We start from the raw sequence: 21,840 nt of genomic DNA on the forward strand, positions 1-21,840 counted from the left end.
CCGTTACGTTGGATATGCGGTGTCATCAATCACGGAAGCGTAGGCGTGCCGATCACACGGCAGAACTCGTTTTCCGCAGCATGACCGTTCGCGGGGACTTGACGGACGACGCGTGGGGCCGGCTGCAGCCGTTCTTGCCGATGAGTAACGGTCAGTGCGGCCGGTGGCGGGACCACCGGCAGGTGATCGGCGGCATCCTGTATCGGGTACGGACTGGGGTGCAGTGGCGTGACCTGCCGGAACGCTTCGGACCGTGGAAAACGGTCTACGAACGGCACCAGCTGTGGTCGGCTGATGGGGCATGGGAGCGTCTGCTGCAGCAGCTCCAGGCCGCAGCCGATGCAGCGGGTGAGATCGACTGGGACATCTCCGTGGACTCCACGATCGTGCGCGCACCAGCATTCCGCCGGAGCCCGCACCGACCCGCCACCAGCCCCGCATCAAAGGGGGCCACAACGGCAGAACACCAGGACGAAACGCCGTGGCAGAACCTGCGCGGCCGCCTGGTGGAGGTGGCGCATGGGGTGAGTGCCTGGGCCGCTCGCGCGGGGGCTTCACCACAAAAGTCCGTCTGAGCGCGGACGGCCGCTGCCGCCCGCTGTCCCTGGTCGTCACGCCGGGGCAGCGGGCGGACTGCACCCAGTGCACACCGGTGCTGGCACGTCCGCCGGGTTCCAACCGTGTACCGATGCCAGGCGGTTCGCACGCCAGTGGTGTTCCTCGGCGAGGGCGCGACGCTGGGAGAACCGCGGGGGCCAGCGCCGCCAGTGTGCGCGGGCGGGGGGCGTGGCGAAGGAGCAGCGGCCTTCCAGCCGCATCTGATCCAGGTGGACGGTCCCGGTAAAAGGCATTCCGACAGGTCGATGTCGGTCAGGACCAGGTGCGCCGCGTCCACCTTCCGCAGCGAGGCGATCCGCACGGTGTCATCCGGTGCGGGGCACCGCAGGGTGTCCAAACGGTGTCGCCGCCGTCGCTCCCGACGATCAGGCGCCTATGGACGTTGCACCTCGACGGCCTCACGGGTGGCGAGCAAGGCCATGCCCAGCCAGACACCGACCGCACCGGCAGTGAGGACGGCCGCGAGCGTTCCTCCGTCGTCGATGCCGCCTGCGGCCAGCACAGGGACATCCGGGTACCTCCGCACGACCCCAGCCCGGAACGTCAGCAGTCCCATCGTCCCGATGTGACCGCCGGCCTCGCTGCCCTGCGCCACAAGGGCATCGGTGCCTGCGGCAACGGCCGTCTCGGCGTCCTCGTAGGTCTGGACCTGGCGGCCGTCGGTGGCGCCCGCGGCTCCTTGGAATGCATCTGCGGAAGACGGGCAATTACAATGGACAAACAGCCCCATTCAGGGGCTTCAGCAAAGGCGGAGGCTCTCTCGGCCGCCCCGCAGACCGAGCGCAGCACGGCGCTCTTCAGCGCCCCGCGCTCGTCACCGTGCGCTTCTCGCATTTCCCAGGGAGCATTCCCATGGCTGGTCACACCGCCGCAATCGTCCTCGAGCCCGAGGCGCAGGAGCTCGCCGACGCCACCTCGCAACATCCGTTCCTGTACGAGCTGGATCCGACCGCAGCGCGCAAGGTGCTCGACGACCTCCAGGCCGCGCCGGTCGACAAGCTGCCGGTCGACGAGGAGTGGGTCACCGTTCCGGCAGCCGTGGGCGATGTACGGGTACGCATCGTCAGGCCGCACGGCGTCACCGGAACGCTGCCTGTCGTGTTGTACATGCACGGCGGTGGCTGGGTGCTGGGCAATGCCGGTACGCACGACCGCCTGGTGCGCGAGTTGGCGGTCGGCGCCCGGGCGGCAGTGGCCTTCGTGGAGTACACGCCGTCGCCCGAGGCGCACTACCCTGTGGCCATCGAGCAGGGCTACGCCGCCGCACAGTGGATCGTCCGCGAGGGAGCGTCCAAGGGGTTGGACGCACAGCGCATGGCAGTGGCCGGGGAATCGGTCGGCGGCAACATGACCGCCGCGCTCGCCCTCATGTCCAAGGAGCGCGGTGACGTCACGTTCGTACAGCAGTCGATGTACTACCCGGTCACGGACGCGGCCATGGACACCGGTTCCTACGACCAATTCGCCACCGGCTACTACCTGAGCCGCAAGCTGATGGAATGGTTCTGGGACGCCTACACGACAGACCCGAACCAACGCGCGGAGATCACCGCGTCTCCCAACCACGCCACCATCGAGCAGCTCTCCGGACTGCCGCCCGCCCTGCTGATCGTCGACGAGGCCGATGTGCTGCGCGATGAGGGCGAGGAGTACGCCGCCAAGCTTCGCGCGGCCGACGTTCCGGTGACCACGGTGCGCTACGACGGCACGGTCCACGACTTCATGATGCTCAACTCGCTGAGTCAGTCCAAAGCCGCCCGCGGAGCCATCGACCAGGCAACGGCATTCCTGCGCAACGCCCTCGGAACCGGCCATCCCTAACTGATCGCGGGTGTTGAGAGGCGAGAGGTCACTCATGCCGCAATCCATGCGCGCGCTCGTAGCCGGAGAGGTCGGCGAGCCGAACGACGTCCTGCGACTGGAATCCCGGCCTGTTCCCACGGCAGAAGCCGGCCAGGCATTGATCCGTGTGAAGGCGACCCCGATTCACGCCAGCGATCTGCACGTGTTGCGGGGGCGCTACGGTTTCTCCGCCGAGTTTCCCACTGTCGGGGGGAACATGGAATGCGTGGGCCGTATTGCGGCCCTGGGCCCGGATACCGAGGGACTGAAGATCGGCGAGCGTGTGGTGGCCGTTGCCGTCCCGGCCGTACCCGGGCCGCGTGTGCCCGGCACCTGGCAGGAATACCTTGTTGCCGATACCCATAGGCTTCTGTCGGTCCCCAACCGTCTGAGCGACTCCAGTGCCTGTCAACTCGCGGTCAACCCGTTGACCGCGCTGCTCCTGGTGACTCGCGAACTCGACGTACAGCCGGGCGAATGGTTGTTGCAGACGGCGGCGGGCTCCACCGTCGGCCGGCTCGTCATTCAGCTGGCCAGGCATCTGGGTATCCGGACAATCAATGTGGTGCGGCGGCGCGATGCCGTTGAGGAGATCAAGGCGCTTGGCGGCAACGAGGTCATTTGCACCGAGGACGAGGACCTGTTGCGGCGTGTGACCGAGATTGCAGGGCCGGCTGGCGTGCGCAAGGCCATCGACTGTGTCGCGGGCGACGTCGGTGCCCAGGTGTCCCAGGCATTGGCTCCGGGAGGAGAGATCGTGATCTACGGTGCGCTCTCCACCCATCGGCAGACCGACCCTGCGGCGCTGACGATTCCGCTGCCGGCGCGCTCCCTCATCTACGAGACCAAAGTGGTCCGTGGCTTCTGGCTGAACCGCTGGTTCGGCACTGCCTCACCTACGGATGCGCTGCGCGCGCTGTCCGAAGTTCGCAGTCTCGTCGCTGAGGGAGTGCTGAGCATCCCCCCAGGCCGGCCGTTCCCGCTTGAACGCTTCGCGGAAGCCATCTCGTTCGCCGAAGCACCCGGGCATGGTGCAAAACCGCTCTTCGTCTTCGACGATGGCCGGGACGAAGACGACAGGTAGGACGCAGCCCGGCTGGTGCTGGCGTCGGTGCAGGACCGTCATGCTGCTCCGCGCCGAAGGGCTGCACAGCGGCACGCAGATGGCGTGGGCGACGTACCACAAGACCGTCGCAGAGGTCCTGTCACCCCCGGACGGACTCATCCTCTTCTGCGGATGTGGATCGAGGTTCGAAGACGTCACAGCGGTCGACGCCCGCACAGGCCGGGCGCCGCTCGACGAGATGGTCACGTTCCTCGACGGTCTCTGACGCTATCCCCCCTCGGCCGATCAAGAGCCGTTTCATGCCGCACCCACCTAGTGGTTCATATGTCATATTGCGCACATAATCCGGACGAAAGGCATGTCATGAAGATCGCAGTCATCGGCGGCACCGGGCTGATCGGGTCGCAGGTCGTCAATGACCTGAACGCCGCCGGACACGAGGCGGTGGCGCACGCGCTGTCCACTGGCGTCGACATCATCAGCGGCCGGGGAGTGGACGAGGCGGTGGCGGGCGTCGACGTCGTCGTCAACGTGACGACCTCCCCCACCTTCGATGACGCCTCGCTCGCCTTCTTCCAGACGTCGATGGACAACCTGCTGGCCTCGGCCCCAAAGGGCGGCGTCGGGCACTTCGTCATCCTCTCGATCGTCGGCGCGGACCAGGTGCCGGAGCTGGACTACTATCGGGCCAAGGTGCTCCAGGAGAAGATCCTCGCGGCCGGTCCGGTCCCCTACTCGATCGTCCGGGCGACGCAGTTCATGGATTTCATGGATGCCGCACCACGCCCACACCACAGCCCGACCCCGCGGCGATCAGCGAACAGCCAGCGGATCGGCGCCGACACCGGTGACGACCACAGCCTGCTTCTTCAGCTCGACCTGGTCGAGGACAGGGTGGCCGCGAGTTCGTCCAGATCTCCGGTGTAGACGATCACTTCTTCGTCTTCGGCCGGTGGGTCGAAGCGGGCGAAGAAGTCGTCGAGGGCTTCGGGGGTCACGGTGAGGGCATTGGCGTCCTCACGTTGATTGCGCTCGACGAGGCGCCGGAGCAGTTCCTCCCGGTCGGCGGGGAGGTAGACGATGAGGGGGTGGCCGCCCGCTTCCCGGGCGGCCTGCCTCCAGGCGTCACGCTCACTACGCCGCCAGAGCCCGTGGTCGAGAACGACATCGCGCCCGGCCTCGATCTCCTTGATGAAGCGCTCCCGGGTCGCCTCGACGACGGGGCGTTCGCGCTCGAAGTAGGTGTGCTCGGGGTAGTCCACGCCGTAGCGACCGTGGAGGCGGTGCACCTCCTCGTCCACAGACAGCCGGACGTAACCATGGTCGGCCAGAGCCTGGGCGACGGTGGTCTTCCCGGAGCCGGTCAGGCCGGCCAAGAGAACGGCGAGAGGCACGGGTGGGTCATCCCTTCCGCGACGAGCGTGCGCGAACGCGGACATTGTCTCTAACCCTGGCCGGTGTGTGCGTACGGCCGCCAGGTGGTGAAGACGCTCCGGGCCTCGGCGGGCCAGCTGAAGGGCATCCGGTCCAGGCTCACCCGGCGGAAGGCGAACCGCGGATCGCTGATGTTGATCACACCGCCGTGCCGGCCGACGTGGCCCAGCAGGCGGGTTGCCTCGTCGCGCACGGCAGGGGTCTGTTTCTGCCAGGTGCCGGATGAGAAGTGCCGCACTCGGCGGCGGAGGTCGTCCAGGACGCCCGAGCGCCACTTGAAGTGGTGAACCGCGCAGACGCGGTCCGCGTCCGGCCGGTGGCCGGGGGCTCGGTGATTACCGGAGGCGACGCTGACGTCGTGGCGGGCGAGGACGATCTTTCTTGGGTCCCCGTGCAGAAGCCGGTGGGTGAGGTGGCCGCCGAAGGGATAGGCGAGGTCCAGCCCGCCTTCGGGCCTCCAACCGGTCAGGCGTCCGCTCGCGGCGACCCGGTCGAGCATCAGCCCGCCGATCACGCTGCGCCCGGACTTCTCGGCCTGAGCGATCATCTCCGTGAGTGGGGCGGGGTATTGCTGGAACTCGTCGGCGTCGGCCAGCAGGTGCCAGCCCGGGCCGGCCATGTGGCGGAGGGAGTCGCGGAGCTGGGTGTTGGTGTGCTCGTGCCACGGTCCCGTGCTGGTACCGGTCGGGACGACGCCCAGCTCGCGGCATGCGGCCTGGAGTTCGTGCCGTTGGCTGTCGGGCACGTGCTCGGGGAAGTGGAAGGCGATCAGGAACCGCTCGACGCCCAGCCACCGGTAGTGGCGGACCCAGGCGGCCAGCAGCGGCACCTCAACGGGGCCGATGACAGCGATCAAGGTGGGAGGTGTACTCAGCATCGGGGCTCCTGCGTACGCACTGAGGCGAAGGTCCGGGTGAGAAAGTCGGCTTGCTCGGCAGCGGTCCACATCCCCAGCAGCCCGGGTGCCTCGGCGCCGGGCCTTTCGGGCGGCTGGCGAACCACGGTGTGCAGGGCGTCGGCGAGTCCGTCGGGGTCGCCGGCGCGAAAGGTCAGTGCCCAGGACTGGCCGCGAAGGCAGGCGGTGAGGGATGGGTCGTGGTCGGAGACGATCAGGGGGACGCCGAGACGGGCGGCGTCCATCACGAGCCCGGATTCCTTGCCGACGCCGGGATGCCGGGCGACCAGAGCGGCGTCGGCGGCGGCGTACACCACTCGCAGCACCGGCTCCGCGACAGGGCCGGGCACAGTGTGCAGACGCAGTTTGGGCAGGGCCCGCCACCGCTCCAGCACAGCCTCATCAAGGGGGCAGCCTGCGACCACGAGGTGCAGTGGTTCCTTCAGACGGGCCAAGGCGGCGTCGATGACAGCGATGTCCTTGTACGGCCACCAGCCGCCCACCAGGCACACCACGGCTTCAGGGCCGAGAATGTCGAATGCGATGCGACCGCCGTCACGTTCGGCGTCGGTCAGGGGGCGGCCGTCGTCGACCGCGAAGGCCCGCACCACCGCAGAAAGATCCGGGAAGACCGCGGCGAACTGATCGCCCACAGCCTGCGTCGGGTACACCGCAAGCACCTTCTTCTCGCCCCGGCGTGCGAGCCGGCCGATGAGCCGCACTACGGCGTCCTCTGTGGTGACCGCTTCGTGGACGAACCGCAGGTGCGGCAGGCCGCCGAGGAGGGCCGCAGCACCGTGCAGGGCCTCGTTCGCGGTCAGGATCACCACCGCCTTGGCGTCCGATTCCAGACGGCGAGCGGTCCGCAGCGCGGACGCCTCCGTAAGACAGCGAACGACGAGAGTGATCTGGTGCGGCATTCGCCGCAGGACACGGGGCCATCGGCGCGAACGGAAGATCCGCTGTCCGGCCGAGGAGAGGCCGGCAGCAAGTCGGGCGGCGCCCAGCAGCCCGGCCGCCGGACGCCCTACTGGCGCGGTCACCAGCCGGGCCCGCGCCTCGCGCAGGAACCCCGCCGCGCCGCGGGCGATCCCGTTCGGGGCGATGACCAGGGTGCCGGGCCGGGCCTGGGCGAGCACGACCAGCGTGCGCTGGTGGTGCCCGCCCAAGCGGTCGGCGTACGGTTCGATGAGCACGAGGCCGTGGGTCATCCGGAAACCGCCTGATCCCCGTGAGCGGCGGTGAACTGAGCCCGCAGCCAGGACGGATCGTTGAGGTGGTCGAACAGCTTCGGGTCGCGTGCCGCCTCACGGGCGAAGGCGACGCCCTCACGGGCCCCGGCAGCAGCGTGGGAGGCGAACTCTCCGCACCGGCTCTCCGTCCACGCCTCCATCCGCTGGCGGGCCTCGTCGTTTGCCATCCCGTACTCGCTGCCGCGGGCGAGCATCGCGCACTCGCGGAAGCCTGCCTTCCAGGCGTGGAAGGGACTCTGGTTGAACCGAGTGATCCCAGCCGTCTCCTGGGCGAACTCGATGCGACCGGGCAGCGCGGCGAGCACGTCCACGGCCTCGCCCATCTCGCGCAGGTCGCTGCGGCGGATCAGCTTCAGCCCGCCATAGCCGTACGTCAGACCGTTGACCGGATTGACCGCCCGCCACACCCGCATGGACACGCCCTCATCCAGCGGCTCGACGGCGGCTGCGTCGAAGCCGGAGTCGATGGCGAAGTCGCCGTCTGCGAGGAAGAACTGCTCACGGTCTACGACCTCGGCGCACAGCCTGTAGGCCCGGCGCATCCCGTGCACGCCGTGCACGCGCTTGGCGCTACCGCCGAGCGTCCGCTGGAAGCGCGCGTGGAGGGAGTCGGCCATCGGCTCGTCGTAGGAGAGGAAGACCGCGTCGAATTCGGTCACGAGAGCGCCTCCAGGTACCGGGCGGCGACCAGGGCGGGCGTGAAGTCGGTGGTGGAGGCATGAGCCCGTTTGGCATGCAGGGCATGGAATTCGTCGTCCGCGGCCAGGCGTTCGGCCAGGGCGACGGCCTCAGCCGGGGTGGTGAAGCACAATTCGGGGTCGATGTGCTCGGCGAGCCAGCCCAGCCGCGGGGAGATGACCGGCAGCCCCATGCCCTGGCAGTCGATCACGCTCATGGACCAGGGGCAGCCGGGGCGGAAGGGAGCGATACCGAAGCGGGCACCGGCCAGAAGGTTCCTGTATCGGACGCGGTCGCCCCGGTCAGAGACGATCTGGACGTTCGGCAGGGCTGCGAGCTGGTCGCGCATCCGCTCGGGGCTGCCATCCAGGCCCGTACGGGCGGCCCGGCGCTGGCCGAACAGGTCCATGACCTGCAGCCGGACCTTTCCGGATGCGCTGAGTTCGCGGGCCAGGTGCACGAAGTGCTCGGTCCCGTAGTGCGCGTACAGACGGTGGTTGTAGACGCCGACCGTGCCAGCGTCCTGCCCTCGGCGGGCCGTTGCGGGGTCACGGACCAGACGCTCGTCCCGTGGGGCGGGCACCACCCGCAGCCGGTCGCCGAGGTCGACGGTCATGCGGGCCGCTGCGGCCGACACCCAGGAGGCGGCGGTGGCGGAGTGGATCATCACCCTGTCGCAGGCGGACAGCCCGGCGGCGAACGCCAGCAGTACCGGCCGGCCCAGACCAGCGTCGTTCAACGACGGGTCGAGCAGGAGCTGACCGCCACCGGTGAAGGAGAACGGCAAATAGTGGCAGTACCCGGCCAGAAGCGCCTCCGATCCGGCCTCCAGCAGGGCCGTGCGGACGGCCGGGGCCTCCTCGATCTGGTTGGCCACGACGGCGTCCGGCTTCTTTGCCCGAATCAACGCCACCAACTCGTCGATATCCTTGGAGAACCGGGCCCGGTACTTCGTCCCCGGCACCTTCCTCTGGTGGAAGCCGCAGCGGGCATCCCCAGCCGCAGCCGGAGCCGCGACGGTTACCTCCGCGCCGGCATCCGCCAACGCCGGCGCAAGCAGATCCGCGAAGATCCAGCCAGAATCCGCGGACAGTCGGTCAGGGTTGGAGATGTTGAGCAGGTACAGCACACGCATGATGCTTCGCCTCCCTCATCTGCCCGGAGCGTCGATCCGGGCCGGTGAGGGAAGGAAAGCGGCGACGCGGGCCGTGACGGCATGGTGAACTGGGGTCACTCACGGTTCATTCATGCTCACCAACGATGACGCGGGCGGGGCTTCGATGGAGGCGCAAGGCGAGGAGATCACGGTCGAGCAGGCGGCCGAGGACTACGCGGCCGAGGTGGCTCGCTGGCGGGAAGTACGCGGCATGTCCAAGCGGGCGCTGGCTCTGGCCATGGGCTTTGACCCGTCCTACGTCAGCCACGTGGAGTCGGGCCGCCACAAGCCCAGCGAGGAGTTCTCGCGCCTCGCCGACGAGACCCTGAACGCCGGGAAGGCGATCTGGCGACGTTGGTGCGACTACGAACAGGCGAAGGCTCGTACCAGGCGGCCAGCGGCGACGCCCCCTGCCCAGCGCAGGCCGGAGCAGCCATATGCGACCGGATCGGCCCTCGTTGTGGAACATGACGCGGCCCGGCTCCAGTACGACGGCAGCAAGTACCGGCTGACCATGCGCCGGCGGCTGCGCAACACCGGCGGCGAACCGGTGACCCGCTACCTGATCCGCATCTCCGTGGACCGCCACCCCGGCGACCCGGAGCGGTCCAACGCGCACTACCGGGCCCACCCGCTGACATGGGATGAACTCGACCTGACGGCCACCTGTCGGGGGGAGACGATGCGGTGGGAGGCCAAACACGACCGCGACGCCTTCAAGGAAGTCTGGCTACTGTTCGACAATGAACACGGCCGCTTCCCGCTCTACCCTGGCGAGTCCGTGTGGATCGAGTACGCCTACACGGTCGACGACGACAAGTGGGGCAACTGGTTCCAGCGGGCGGTCCGCCTGCCCACCGAACGACTGGAAGTGCAACTCGTCTTCCCCGCTGCTCTCGATCCCGCCGTGTGGGGCACAGAGACGTCGATGACCGCCGAGGCGACCCCCTTGCGAACCCCTCCCGTAAGCAGCGACGAGGGTGAGCTACGGCAATTCACATGGATCACGACCACACCTGCTCTGCACGCTCGGTACCGTCTGGAGTGGCGGTTCCGGGCACGGCCACAACGCGACACGATCAAAGGGGACTCAGGTGATTGATGTGCGGCCCAGCCAGCGCATGCGAGAGCTCGGTGTCGTACAGCACGGCGCCGGCATCCTCGCCGAACCATCCCGCGCCTTCCATCTGCCTACCGAGCGCGAGAGGGCCGAGCACACCGTGGATGAGCTGTTCGCCGCTATGGAGCGGATCGGACAGGTCCACCCCTTCGCGAAGGGCATGGGCATCGCCGCCCCGCAGATCGGCCTCGCACGATCCGCCGCTGTCGTCCAGCCGCCAGGGGAGACTCCCGCCATCGTCCTCCTCAACCCGCGGATCACGACCAGCTCCGGAAAGACGGACGAGCAGTACGAGGGGTGCCTGAGCTTCTTCGACGTGCGCGGCCTCGTGCCCCGCCCGCTAAAGATCACGGTAGAGACGACGACCCTGACCGGCGAAACGGTGTCCACCGTGTACGAACGCGGACTCGCCCGCCTGATCCACCACGAGATCGATCACCTCGACGGGCTGCTCTACACCGCCCGCATGCGATCGGGAGTCGATCCGATCCCGGTGGAAGAGTATCGACAGACCGGCCGGGCCTGGGAATACGACGGCCTCTAATACTCCAGCGGCGGTTTGTGTCCTGAGCTGATTCTTCTTTTGTAGTGGCAGCGTTGGGCTGTGGCTTGGTGGTGTCTGCGCCAGTGGGACCAGTTCAGTGCGTGGTCTCGTGGGTTGTGGTGTGGTCGGTGGTGGGGCAGGAGATGTTCCAGGAGTCGGCGGATCTCTGCCACGGTGAGAGGGACGATGCTGCTGGTGGGGTCGTTTCTGCAGCCCCCTTTGCGGCGTCGGCTGCGAGGGCCGTGAGGAAGGCATGGGCAAGCATGGCCAGCGTGATGTGCCGGTACCAGCCGACGTAACGGCGGACTTCATACTCATCCAGACCGCATTGGTTCTTCGCTGCCTGGAAGCACTCCTCGATCGCCCATCGTGCGCCGGCCACCTGGGCGAGGTCTGCGACGGTGCAGGTGGTGGGCGCGTAGGCGAAGTAGTAGGCGATCTCCTCAGGCCGGGCAAGGCTGCGTCGGGCCAGCAGCACCCACCGGTGATGTGTGGGGTTGGCACCGTCGAAAAAGCCGATGGCCGGCAGTTTCGCGCTGGCCCAGTCATAGACCCGGCGGCCTTTGGCGCCGTCGCCGCAGGAGAGCCGCTGCCAGGCATCCTCCCGAGCCTGGGCCATCAGCTCGTCGATCCGCCAGATGCCTGCCAGGCTCTTGACCTGCTGAGACTTCGGCGCCGCGACCACATAACCGACGCCAAGCTCCTCCAGCAGACGCCGGAACTTCCACTCCTGCCCATACGCCTCGTCCGCGGTGACCCACGAAGCGGGCAGCCCAGCGGCCAGGCAGCGGGTAACGATCAGCTTGGCCAGTTCACCCTTGGTCGCAAACCCCCGCTCATCAGGGATCTTCGCCGCCCGGCAGCATTCCCGGTCGCCAGTCCAGGCCTTGGGCAGATACAACTCCCGGTCCACCAGAGCCCGTCCGTGCTTGGTGGCGTAGGCGGCAAACACCCCGATCTGGCAGTTGTCGATCTTCCCGAAGGTGCCGGTGTACTGCCGGCCCACCCCCGCAGACGTGTTGCCCTTCTTGATGAACCCTGTGTCATCGATGATCAGTATCGCTGAGCCTTCGAAGCGAAGATGTCATCGTCGGCAGGCGTTCTTCGCCGGCCCATTGGCAATCCGTGGCGGAACAGGCGGCCCGGGGCGGGTGGATCGCGCAACGATGGGTCGAACCCCTCGTGATGACGAGCACGATCGCACCCGGACGGGGGGCGGGGGCGATTGCCCCGGCAAGAAGGATGCGGTGCGTCATCAGCCCCATCGTCATCGGCGCAGAGTCCCGCGCGATATACGCGCGCTATCGCATCGGGGATCCCGAGAGCGGCATCATCAATGCCGGTTCCGCCGGGGCGATGGAGAACATGGTCGTACCGCTCGGATGACCGCCAACGTCGACGAGGTTCTCGGTCCTCCTCGTCCGCCGGCGCCCCGTGTCGGGCTCGGCGACTTCTACGGCACTGTCATGGCGGGGTGCCCAGTCAACGGTGCGCTTCGGGTGGTGTGAGTTATCGGCGGCCGTCGAAGGCGACGTCGAAGGCTTGCAGGGCGGGCTTCCCTCGCATGGCCCAGCGTTCGCGGCCCTTGCGGTGGGGTCCAGGCTCGTGACGGCCCAGACGCCCCCGATGCCAGGCTGGACTCAGTGAGCCCCGCATGGCTTGCCGCGGCCGCGTGGAGCGCCGCGATCGGGCTCCGGCACCTGGTGGTCACCCGTGCCCACCTGCTGAGCACCTCACGGCGGGAACAACTCCTCTCCTGGCGCGCAACGACCGGGACCCAACTGACGGTGCTGTGGCAGACCTCCCCACGGCGCATGCCCCCGGCGTTGGCCCGGATCGAGCGCCGCCTCCGCGGCCTCAACCAACTCCACGCGGTGCTCACCGAGCCGGGGCCGATCCCCGCACGCCCGTTCTTCCCGCCGCTGCCGGAAACGCCAACTCCGCCTCCCCAGCCCTCCAAGAGTCACACGCGCCTCCGTCGCAGGTCCCTGTGTTGCCGACCTCGTCGCCACGGTCCCGCGAGGCCTGTGCTGGAGCCATCGCGGCAGTCCAACGTCCCTCCCCATCCCCGGCCCTGACGGTTCATCCCCTGGATGCCGCATACCTGGCCTCCCTCGCCGACCCGCTCGTCGCTGGCGCCCTGAGCGTGCTCGCGTTCACCCGCACCACGCAGATCACTCTTCGCAACACACGCGCCATCGACCTCAGCGGCGACGTCACCATGCTGCGTACTCATAGCCAGGCCACCGGCACTGCCGCCTCCACGAAGTGGCCGCCTGGGCACGCCCGTTGCTGACCGGGGCACGCGCCCACCACCGCCTCGCGGCCCGCCGGCCCGAGGAAGAGCTATTCACCCCGGGCCTATCCTCGGGCGCGAGGTGCCTGCGAGCCCATGGCGAGCGTCTCTCCACGCTCAGCGAGACCTGCGGTGGGCGCCACCAGCCTGCCTGGCGTACGGGCAGCTTCCCGCCCTTGAGACGCTGTGCCTCTCCCCTGCCGAACGTCAGGCCCACCAGCGGTGACCACGGCACGTCCCTGCCCCCGCCCACCGAAACACCAGTGTGGCCAGCACCGAAGGGTCGTTCCGGCGATAGGGATCGTCGGGGAAATGACATGGGGTTTCGTCATCAATGTCAGTTCCGTTCGTCATCAACTGTCAGTGCAGAAAACGAGATCAGGCACCCTTTTCAGACCACCCCCCGTGTGGCGCCTTCGGCGAAGAAGGGAGCGCGGTCACGGCAGACGATCTCGATGCCGGGACGCTTGGCGAGCCAGGCCGCGAGCGTGTCCGCTTCCCTGTCCGGCAGGAGGTCGACCGGTGGACGTGTCTAGACGTCGACGAGCACAGTTCCGTAGATTCGGCCTCTGCGCTGGGCGTATTCGTCCACGCCGAGCACGCGGGACGGCGCGACGGGAGGATCCGGCAGCACGGAGACCAGTCTTAGCAGGGTGTTGCGGCTGACCGGCGCCTCGAAGACGTTCGTCATCCGGTAGCCGGCCCGGCCCGCGAGCGCGAGGCCGACCGCGACCAGCGCGGAGCGTAGCCGCTCGGTCCGTCGGCCGAACCGACGGGTGAGTCCCGGCACCTGCTCGGCGAACGTCCTGCGTTGGCAGGTCTCCTCCGCGCAGACAAAGCGACGCACCCGCAGAGACATCACAAGCAGCTTGCCGGCCGCTGGCAAATCACGAGGAAACCGCAGGTAAGAGCCGTGTATTCGCCTTGACCAGCCCTCGCATCCCGGGCAGGCCGCTTGCCTGGCAGTCGTGCGGGCCTCGCCCCGGACAGCCGTGTCGGTCACCCCGACGGACACCACCGACACATCGTCAACCGAGAAGAACAGCAGCTCATCCAGCTGCAGCAGCACGTCGCTCACGACGAAGGACTGTCGACCACGCCGCACTCCAACCGGACGATTTTCGGGCGACCTCAGTCCTCATCACACAAAGATCAACAGTCACCCTGCATACACGACCACAAGAAGTGGACCAGAGCCCCTGGAGAGTGACACAGCCAACCGAGCAGCAGCATACCGGCGAGGGCCACGGCGGACAGCGGAACGCAGCAGGCACCGCCCACGCAGGCGACACCCGCGTGAACGAACACCACGACGGAACCTGTCTGGTCGATCCGCAGCTGCCGAGCCGTCCCGCGATCCCCACAAGAATGATGGCCCCGACCTCTCCCAGGCCGGGGCCATCGCGTCGTGCCGGGTGGCCGGCACCCTTCTGTTCCTACCAGGCGACCGGTAGACGCTCGGGAATGCGCTTCATGAAGCGGGTGCGCCATACGAGTTGGTCTACAGGGACGGCCAGGTGCAGACCAGACATGCGGGCGGTGAGGGCCTCGATCGCGATCTCGATGTACTTCTTCCCCAGCGGAACAGCGGGGCAGTAATGCCCGCCGTAACCAAACGAGAGGTGAGCGGCCGCGTTGGGCCGGTCGATGTCGATGCGGTGCGGGTCGGGGAACACGCTCTCGTCGGTGTTGGCGGCCTCGACCAGGACGAGGACGAGTTCGCCCTTCTTGATCTCTGTGTCACCGAGCTGTATGTCTTCCATGGCCAGGCGGGGCAGCCCGTCGGCGATGGACAGGTTCACGCGCAGCAGCTCGTCCACGGCGGCCGGTATCCTGCCGGGCTCCGCGCACAACTGTCCCCATACATCGGGGTTCTGAAGGAGTGTGAAGACGGCCATGGTCAGGGCGCCCATGGTGGAGATGACGCCGGCGCCGAACATCGTGACGCCGACGGTGGCCAGCATCTCGTCGGTCAGATGCGCATAGTCGGGGTCACCACGGAGGGCGGCGAGTTCGGCCATGAGCCCACCGGTTGCGGGGTCGTTGAGCCGCCCGGTCATATGGGCGATATCCCGGTCCCAGTTCAGGCGCGCCCCGGTGATGGGGCATGCCGAGTTCATGAACGCGATGTCGAGACTGGCCGCCAAGCGCGGCGCGTCATCGCGGGGGATGCCGAGGATGTGGCAGTGGAGGTGCTCGGCGTAGGGGCTGGCGAACCGTCCGCGCAGGTCGACGGGCGCGCCGTAGCCGAGGATGCCGTCGACCAGGTGGGCGGCATGACCGGTTATCCACTCCGTCAGGCCACCGGCCCTGGGATTGATCGCCTTGAGTACGGCCTTGCGCAGACCCGCGCCGGTGATGTTGCCCATGTTGTTGACCACCTCGGGCGGGATGGTCAGCGCATACTGCCGGGGAACACCGGGAGCGGACGTGTCCTTGAGGCTGAAGCGGGGGTCTTCGAGTACCTGCCTGCACAGGTCGTAGGAAGAGACGAGCCATGCCTCATCCCCGGCGATGGTGCGCACCCGCGTGACCGGGGTGGCGCGCAGCTGCTCGATCTCCGGGGGAAGGCGGTCGCCGCGCGGGGAGAACGGGAAGTCGATAAGGGTCCGGGCGGTCGTCACTGGTGGCATCCTTCCGTGAGAGCGCCGGCGGGGGTGATCACGGCATGGCCCTGGTTGCGTGTGGCGCGCAGGCCATGTCCGCGGGAGTACAGGAGGTCGGCCATCGGCAATGCCTGGTGGTAGCAGTTGAGCGATGAGGGAACGCCCATGATTGCGGGGGTGTCGATGAACAGCGGAGCCTCGGCACAGATGTAGGCGAGGCAGACCTGACGCTGGCGGTCCGTGGGCTCCTGCCCCCCGAGAACCTTGCTGGTCAGGAACTGGACCACAAGCTGATCACAGACATCGCGGAATCCCGGGTCCGTGGACAGCCGATCGTCGAGGCTCTCACGTATGACCCGATAGGCGGGGATGTCCAGCAGCGCGGACATGGGGCGGCCGCGGAGCCTGATGCCGTCCGGGTCTTGCGAGGCAACGGCGGCGGTCACCTTGGCCCGTACGCCGCGCAGGTTCTTCACGGCCTTGCGCTGGGCGTCGACAGCCGGGTATCCCAGCGCCTCATACATGTCGGCGACATGCAGATCCGTATAGATGAGATCCACCTGACGGAAGTTCTCCAATCCCCAGGCGGCGAGGCCGAGGACGCGCTGATGGGTGAAGTAGGAGTTCCCCGGAGAGATGCCGATGACGGCGTGATCGCCTTCGTCGGTGATGACCTGGCAGTGCGGGGTGTACGGACGGACGTGAAAAGTCTCGGTCGCTGTCGTCAAGAGACAATGCCCCCTACATACCGCTAGTCCCTGGGAACCCCGTGTTCCCGGTGTGGCGGCGACACCAAAACCTAGCCGACCGCCGGTTCCGGATCAGGCCGAACCGGACAGTAACACGCAGTACAGACCATCCAGTCGAATTCATGCAATGTTCACAAGCGCGGCCTGATGGCCGGGTCCACCGGCCATGGAACGTGAGCCTTCCACGCCACGTGGCGCCGAACCGCCCCCGCCCGGGGCAGGCGAACTCCATCCGAGACAGCACAGCCCCGCCACACCGCACGGCCGCGACCTGTCCGGGCAGGGGACGGCAGGTCGACTCGGCCGCCTCGGTGGGCAGTTGCCGCATCGGCGGGCAGTTGCTCGGCCCATCGGCGGGCGACGCGTTCTCACGCGCCGCGCCAGGTCGGGGCGGAGGTGCCGGTCAGCCGACGGGCCATCATCTGAAGGCGGAGCGGCTGGTGATTCGACCTGAGCGACGTGATCGAGCTGAAGGCCACCAGTGAGGGATGCCGGGCGTGGGGGCACCAGCCCGCGTGGGGTGTTCGTGCCGCTCGGCCCGGTTCAGTTGGTGCGGTCGGACCAGCCTGCGGGGAGGTCGGCGGGGGCGACGGAGATGAGCTGGTCGTCGTTCTCGCCGACGCGCTCGAAGAGCGATGAGAAGCGACAGCATCAGTGTTCGCTGACGAGCGGAGTGCCGTACCAGGTGGAATCTGGCGCCCACGAGCTACTGGATGCTCCAACCGTGCGGGTGGTCGGGATCGGTGGGGCAGGCGAAGACGTTGAGTTCGCCGAATCTGCCCACGGTGACGCCTGTGGGGGTGGCGCATCGATGGGTTGTCAGGCCTCGGTCCTCAAGCGGCTTCCAGCTTCCACTGCCACCGTCCCATTCCGAGCTGTCGATGGTCAGCAGCAGGTGCATCGGTGTCCTGCAGGTCTGACAGTCCATGGGGTACGGATCGGTGGCGTGCCAGGAGGCGAAGCCGCCGACGCGCCAGCCGGGCGGAATGGACAGGTCGTACTGGTAGCCGACCGGATCTGTCGCATTCTCGTCATCCGACTGATCGGCCTCCTCTTCCTGGGCTTCCTCCCAGGCGTCGAGCCGGGCGCACAGCCGCTCGGGCAGGAGGCCGGCGAATGGGTGGCTGACCACCTGCTCCGGGTGCAGCACGCACGGCTCGGGCACGAACCCGTCGGACCCGACGACGGGCGGCTGTGGGGGTGTGGCCAGCACTTCCCCGACTTGCCGCGACCGCCGCCAGCGAAGGTGCAGCTGCAGGTCGTATCGGCTCGGGCCGTGCGCGTTGAAAGGGCACCAGAACACCTGAAGCAGGTCGCAGTCGTCCGGCCCCGCCGGGAGGTCCGGGATATCTCGCCGGTACAGCTGCGCCAGGCCGATCATCGGCAGCGGATCCGTCTCCGACGCCTCGGGCAGCCGGTGCTCCAGGCGCAGCTCGGCCAGGAGCTCTTTTTCCTCCTCCGTGGGGCCCGGGCTCTGTTCCCGGGCCCATGCAGCAGCCAGGATGCGCCGGGAGCGATGGACGTCGGCCGGGCGCCGACCCCGCCGGTGGCCGTGGGCCTCACCGCATACAGGCCACGGCTCGTCCACCGGCCACAGCATCGGACCGCCCACCGAGCTGGCCGACATCGGTGGGCTGCCCGGCCGCGGGTGGAGCCGCGTCGTCGTACCCCGGTAAGCAGCCAATTCCGGGAAAAGCACCTCGGCATCGAGGGGGCGTGGGGGCGTGGTCCTCGTCATGGAACGCGACTTTAGACACCCGGGCGACCCCGGCCTTCGGACACCCCGGCAGCAACTTCGCAGTGCCGGTGCTGCTGTCGGAAGCCGGGTTCTGGCACAACTTCTGTAATGACGGCCCATCGGTCGGGTGGCCGGTTCGACGCCCGCGGAAGACCTGCAGGCCGACAGGTTGATCCGACGCGGATACGTGTGGGGACGGTGCTCTGTCACGCAGGTTGCGCCAGAACCCGAGTTCCGACAGCACTGGGCCTTCCTCCCGGGCCGAGTGTGGCCGTCGCTTCCCACAGCCATCGAGGAAGGGCCACCCCGGGGCTGAAACCGACGACCTCGCCTAGCTAGTCGGGAGTCGCGTATTCCTCAGCGGTAAGAGTGCTTCGTCACCGTGCGTGATCGCAGGGTGGGTAGTGGCGGCAGGTGCCGCCCCGGATGATCTAGAGTTCCCGCGGCGGACAGTTGACCCGCCGCACAGACACTCGACTCAGGGGTGGGGATTGATCACTTCAATATCGGCTGCTGCTCCGCAGCGGCACAGACCCTCGGCTGGGCGCCGCGCGGCCGCCGCGGCGGTGGCCGGGGGCATGGCGCTGGTGGGCGTGGGCCTCACGGCGCCGACCGCGCACGCGGCCGACAGTGACATCTCGTTCTCGAACGTCGTGTTCAACAACGGCAAGCCCATCGTCGTCGGCATCAGCGCCGAGGTCGAGGCCCCGTTGACGTACACGGTGAAGAGCAACGTGACGCTCGACAGCTGGTGGGTTGACGCGTACCGGGGCACGTACGGGACCAATGAGTACAAGCTCGCGGTCTTCACGACCCGATGGAGCTGCGGCCAATCCTCCGCGGGCGGCTACACCTTCCACGACTGCGACGAGACGATCACCGTCGACCCCGACAACATGCCGGGCGGCAATGGCAATAAGCTCGTCAACAGCGACGCCACCGACTGGAAGACCGTCGGCACGGCCCTCAAGAAGGGCGGCGGTTACGACACCGACCTGCTCCCCGCGACGGTCCGCCTCCAGCGTGCCTCGCGCATCCAGAACATGAACGCCTCCCCCGAGCCCGTCACCAAGGGCAGTCCGATAACCGTTACAGGCACCGTGCAGCGCGCCAACTGGAGTCTGCACCGCTACGACAACTACGGCGGCCGACTGGTGAAGCTGCAGTTCAAGCCCGCCGGTTCCAGCACGTACACCACGGTCAAGGAGGTCACTGCCAGCAGTACCGGCTACCTGAAGACCACGGTTACCGCCTCCCAGGACGGCACATGGCGCTGGCGCTACAGCGGCAACACCACGACCGGCGCCAGCAACTCCTCCGGTGACTACGTAGACGTGAACTAAGTCTCCTGAGCGCCCGCGACCTGCGTCTCCGCGCCTGACCGCGCAGGGAAGGCCCCGCTCCGGCGGGGCCTTCCGCATGCCGGAATCTTGTCCCGTTCGTGCCCGGTCGACTCCTCCCACGTCCCAGAGGCTGCGGCCAGAAGGGACGGCAGGGCGCGGCCGAGGGCGGAGTACCGGGCGGCGCGGAAGTCCGCCCTCGCGCTCGACGTCTCCTGCACCAGTCGTGGCAACGGCACGGGCGCGGCGGAGGGGAGCCGGAAGAGGTAGTCCTCAAGGGGCGCGGCTGGGTCGCCTGTGGTGGGCGCGGCGTTGGCCGCGGGGGCGCCGAAGGCGGCCGTTGCTCCAGCCGCCAACGCCCCGGTGAGCAGGTTTCTACGACGCACCGCATCCTCCTCGTCCGCTGGACGCCCCACCGTATCGACCGAGGCCGGGCCGGGGACAGAAGTCCCGGTCAGTCTGTCGAGTGGGATGTCGAGGGCTGTGGCGAATGCAAGAAGCCGGTCGTACTCCAGCCGTATGTGGCCGGCCTCGATTCGGGAGACCGCGCTCGCTGAGTAGCCGACCTCGTTTCCGATCTAGGCCTGCGTCAGCCGGGCACGGCACCGTGCGCCGCGGAGCTCGGCTCCGATCTCCTGTGCTGGTCTGGTGACGTTCATAGGCGCCTCCTACGGAACTGGTGGAGGGACGACGGTAGTGCCAACTCTCCTTGGCGGGGAGGGCGTACGGATGCACACCGTATGCGGGCCTGGCACGTCGTGTGCGTACCGGCACCGGGAATCTCCCGCGCCTGCTGACCGGTCTGCATGGTGGGTTCACGCTCGGCCGATCGGCCGGCGGGTCCTCTGACGGCGCGGCCATCGCCGGGCCGTCTGTCTGCACGGGAGGCCTTCATGGAAAATCTGCTCGTGACCGGCGGGGCCGGCTTGCAAGACCGGTCTTGACCAGGCCATATCCCAGGCTCTGGCTCCGTGGCGCAAACCGCGTGCCGTCCACGATCCCGGCAAGGCCCTCCTGGACGTCGCCCTGGCGGTCGCACTGGGCGGGGACTGCCTCGCAGACGTCGCGATGCTGCGGTGTGAGCCGGCCGTCTTCGGCCCGGTCGCCTCCGACCCGACCATTTCCCGCCTGGTCGACACCCTCGCCGCCTCCGGCGATAAAGCCCTGCAGGCCATCCGGTCCGCACGGTCCGAAGTCCGGCAACGTGCCTGGTCGTCATCGATCTCGACGGCGTCCTCGTGATCGCCCACTCCGACAAGGAGGACGCGGCCGCGACCTGGAAGAAGACCTACGGCCATCACCCGCTGACGGCCTTCCTCGACCACGGACCGGGCGGAACCGGTGAGCCCGTCGCCGCCCTCCGCAGGCCGGGAAACGCGGGCTCCAACACGGCAGCCGACCACATCACCACCGCCCAACTCGCCCTGGCTCAACTGCCCAAGCACTACCGGCGGGGGCGGCAGACGCTGATCCGCACCGACTCCGCAGGCGGCACCCACGACTTCGTGTCCTGGCTCGCCAGGCGGGGACGATGGCTGTCCTACTCGGTCGGCATGGTGATCACCGAAGCGATCCACGAACACGTGCTGAAGGTCCCCGCCTCAGCCTGGACACCGGCCGTCGAGATCGACGGTGAGGCCCGTGACGGGGCCTGGGTCGCCGAGCTCACCGGCAAGCTCCTGGACGGCTGGCCCAAGGGCATGCGACTGATCGTCCGAAAGGAACGTCCCCTCCTGGCGCCCAGTTGAGGATCACGGACGCAGACGGCATGCGGATCACATGCTTCGCGACCAACACCCCTGACCGGCCGATCGCCACCCTCGAGCTCCGTCACCGGCTGCGGGCCCGGGCGGAGGACCGGATCCGGGCTGCCCGGGCCACTGGCCTGCGCAACCTGCCCCTGCACACAGCAGCGCAGAACAAGGTCTGGCTGGAGATCGTCCAGATCGCCCTCGACCTGCTGGCCTGGATGCCCATGCTCGCTCTCAGCGGCAAGGCCCGCCTCTGGGAACCCCGCCGCCTTCGGTTCCGCCTGTTCTCCGCAGCCGCCCAACTCGCCATCACCGGCCGACGCAAGATTCTCCGCCTCACCCCGCACTGGCCCTGGACCGGCGAGATCACCTCCGCCCTCGAACGGCTCGCGTTCCTGCCCAACCCGGGCTGACCAGCAACCTTCCACCGTTCCGACGACAACATGACTGCTCCGGGCAGTGGAACCCGGCGCCCACCCGACGCGACAGCCGGGCCGTCGGCCTGCCCATCATCAGCTCCGGAAAGCGAAAGGGTCCACCGACTCCGTCGGCGGACCCTCACGAAAGATCGAGGTTAACGGAGAACATCCGAATCGATGCGAGGCTGACCGTGCCGTGAAAGACGAAGGCTCGCTTGTCGAAGCGTGTGGCGACTGCCCAGCATCGAAGCGAATTCGGTGACAGTCGGCTCCCGGCCCACTACCGCAGCCGAAGGCCGGCCCAGTGGACGCCGCACAAACGTCCCCACACCCGG

At 68.1% G+C, this 21,840-nt stretch carries 18 protein-coding genes and 4 pseudogenes; 10 read left to right on the forward strand and 12 right to left on the reverse strand.

Annotated features, from left to right (window positions below):
• Positions 1 to 80: 80 nt before the first annotated feature.
• A pseudogene (locus tag IG62_RS44670) lies at positions 81 to 664 on the forward strand (IS5 family transposase); the annotation flags it as partial.
• Between the two features lies 1 nt (position 665).
• On the opposite strand, the pseudogene IG62_RS48660 reads toward IG62_RS44670, so the two are convergent.
• Together IG62_RS48660 and IG62_RS0115045 are read right to left on the reverse strand one after the other, a co-directional pair.
• Positions 666 to 928, reverse strand: a pseudogene (locus IG62_RS48660) (hypothetical protein); the annotation flags it as partial.
• 63 nt (positions 929 to 991) lie between these two features.
• Positions 992 to 1,348 (reverse strand): nitronate monooxygenase, encoded by a 357-nt coding sequence (locus tag IG62_RS0115045; RefSeq protein WP_030802134.1) that lies wholly within the window; start codon positions 1,346 to 1,348, stop codon positions 992 to 994.
• Between the two features lie 122 nt (positions 1,349 to 1,470).
• On the opposite strand from IG62_RS0115045, the gene IG62_RS0115050 reads away from it, so the two are divergent.
• The 4 genes from IG62_RS0115050 to IG62_RS0115065 all read left to right on the forward strand — a co-directional run bounded on the left by IG62_RS0115050 (position 1,471) and on the right by IG62_RS0115065 (position 4,453).
• Complete coding sequence (locus IG62_RS0115050; RefSeq protein WP_030802136.1) at positions 1,471 to 2,439, forward strand: alpha/beta hydrolase; 969 nt, start codon at positions 1,471 to 1,473, stop codon at positions 2,437 to 2,439.
• A 34-nt stretch (positions 2,440 to 2,473) separates the two neighbouring features.
• Positions 2,474 to 3,544, forward strand: coding sequence for a zinc-dependent alcohol dehydrogenase family protein (locus IG62_RS0115055; RefSeq protein ID WP_234326516.1), 1,071 nt, complete (start codon positions 2,474 to 2,476; stop codon positions 3,542 to 3,544).
• Positions 3,545 to 3,584: 40 nt separating this feature from the next.
• Positions 3,585 to 3,791, forward strand: coding sequence for a hypothetical protein (locus IG62_RS0115060; protein WP_030802141.1), 207 nt, complete (start codon positions 3,585 to 3,587; stop codon positions 3,789 to 3,791).
• Between the two features lie 98 nt (positions 3,792 to 3,889).
• Positions 3,890 to 4,453, forward strand: a complete 564-nt coding sequence (locus tag IG62_RS0115065) for an SDR family oxidoreductase (RefSeq protein ID WP_078872015.1) — start codon at positions 3,890 to 3,892, stop codon at positions 4,451 to 4,453.
• On the opposite strand, the gene IG62_RS0115070 is transcribed toward IG62_RS0115065, so the two are convergent.
• From IG62_RS0115070 to IG62_RS0115090, 5 genes are read right to left on the reverse strand one after another with little or no spacing between them, the layout of a single operon-like run.
• On the reverse strand, positions 4,396 to 4,920 hold the full coding sequence (locus IG62_RS0115070) for an AAA family ATPase (RefSeq protein WP_030802146.1): 525 nt from the start codon (positions 4,918 to 4,920) through the stop codon (positions 4,396 to 4,398). The genes IG62_RS0115065 and IG62_RS0115070 overlap by 58 nt on opposite strands.
• Positions 4,921 to 4,970: 50 nt before the next feature.
• Positions 4,971 to 5,837, reverse strand: coding sequence for a glycosyltransferase family 2 protein (locus IG62_RS0115075; RefSeq protein WP_030802148.1), 867 nt, complete (start codon positions 5,835 to 5,837; stop codon positions 4,971 to 4,973).
• Positions 5,831 to 7,066: a glycosyltransferase family 1 protein gene (locus IG62_RS0115080; RefSeq protein WP_030802150.1), complete on the reverse strand. Its 1,236-nt coding sequence runs from the start codon at positions 7,064 to 7,066 to the stop codon at positions 5,831 to 5,833. Before IG62_RS0115080 ends, IG62_RS0115075 begins: the two co-directional genes overlap by 7 nt.
• Entirely contained in the window at positions 7,063 to 7,767 is a 705-nt protein-coding gene (locus tag IG62_RS0115085) for a hypothetical protein (RefSeq protein ID WP_030802153.1), read from the reverse strand. The genes IG62_RS0115080 and IG62_RS0115085 overlap by 4 nt, the downstream gene beginning before the upstream one ends.
• A complete protein-coding gene (locus IG62_RS0115090) occupies positions 7,764 to 8,921 on the reverse strand; it encodes a glycosyltransferase family 1 protein (protein WP_030802155.1) in 1,158 nt (385 codons plus the stop codon). Before IG62_RS0115090 ends, IG62_RS0115085 begins: the two co-directional genes overlap by 4 nt.
• Before the next feature lie 112 nt (positions 8,922 to 9,033).
• On the opposite strand from IG62_RS0115090, the gene IG62_RS0115095 reads away from it, so the two are divergent.
• Together IG62_RS0115095 and IG62_RS0115100 are read left to right on the forward strand one after the other, a co-directional pair.
• Entirely contained in the window at positions 9,034 to 10,044 is a 1,011-nt protein-coding gene (locus IG62_RS0115095) for a helix-turn-helix domain-containing protein (RefSeq protein ID WP_234326518.1), read from the forward strand.
• Entirely contained in the window at positions 10,037 to 10,606 is a 570-nt protein-coding gene (locus IG62_RS0115100) for a peptide deformylase (RefSeq protein ID WP_030802159.1), read from the forward strand. Before IG62_RS0115095 ends, IG62_RS0115100 begins: the two co-directional genes overlap by 8 nt.
• Before the next feature lie 94 nt (positions 10,607 to 10,700).
• Here the strand turns inward: IG62_RS0115100 and IG62_RS0115105 are convergent.
• Positions 10,701 to 11,666 (reverse strand): annotated as a pseudogene (locus IG62_RS0115105) (IS701 family transposase); the annotation flags it as partial.
• A gap of 125 nt (positions 11,667 to 11,791) precedes the next feature.
• Here IG62_RS0115105 and IG62_RS47210 point away from each other — a divergent pair.
• Positions 11,792 to 11,992: a hypothetical protein gene (locus IG62_RS47210; protein ID WP_158795043.1), complete on the forward strand. Its 201-nt coding sequence runs from the start codon at positions 11,792 to 11,794 to the stop codon at positions 11,990 to 11,992.
• Positions 11,993 to 13,434: 1,442 nt separating this feature from the next.
• On the opposite strand, the gene IG62_RS41875 is transcribed toward IG62_RS47210, so the two are convergent.
• From IG62_RS41875 to IG62_RS0115130, 4 genes are all read right to left on the reverse strand, one after another.
• A complete protein-coding gene (locus tag IG62_RS41875) occupies positions 13,435 to 13,980 on the reverse strand; it encodes a transposase family protein (protein ID WP_158795044.1) in 546 nt (181 codons plus the stop codon).
• 358 nt (positions 13,981 to 14,338) lie between these two features.
• Positions 14,339 to 15,526, reverse strand: a complete 1,188-nt coding sequence (locus IG62_RS0115120) for a cytochrome P450 (RefSeq protein ID WP_234326520.1) — start codon at positions 15,524 to 15,526, stop codon at positions 14,339 to 14,341.
• Positions 15,523 to 16,236, reverse strand: coding sequence for a tRNA-dependent cyclodipeptide synthase (locus IG62_RS0115125; protein WP_078872016.1), 714 nt, complete (start codon positions 16,234 to 16,236; stop codon positions 15,523 to 15,525). Before IG62_RS0115125 ends, IG62_RS0115120 begins: the two co-directional genes overlap by 4 nt.
• A gap of 727 nt (positions 16,237 to 16,963) precedes the next feature.
• Positions 16,964 to 17,995: a hypothetical protein gene (locus tag IG62_RS0115130; protein WP_030802167.1), complete on the reverse strand. Its 1,032-nt coding sequence runs from the start codon at positions 17,993 to 17,995 to the stop codon at positions 16,964 to 16,966.
• A 578-nt stretch (positions 17,996 to 18,573) separates the two neighbouring features.
• Here IG62_RS0115130 and IG62_RS0115135 point away from each other — a divergent pair.
• Both IG62_RS0115135 and IG62_RS41885 read left to right on the forward strand, forming a co-directional pair.
• Positions 18,574 to 19,338 (forward strand): hypothetical protein, encoded by a 765-nt coding sequence (locus tag IG62_RS0115135; protein WP_051798094.1) that lies wholly within the window; start codon positions 18,574 to 18,576, stop codon positions 19,336 to 19,338.
• Between the two features lie 921 nt (positions 19,339 to 20,259).
• Positions 20,260 to 21,499 (forward strand): annotated as a pseudogene (locus IG62_RS41885) (IS1380 family transposase); the annotation flags it as partial.
• Positions 21,500 to 21,840 lie beyond the last annotated feature (341 nt).

This window comes from Streptomyces sp. NRRL S-337 (genome assembly GCF_000720175.1).
GTDB lineage: Bacteria > Actinomycetota > Actinomycetes > Streptomycetales > Streptomycetaceae > Streptomyces > Streptomyces siderophoricus.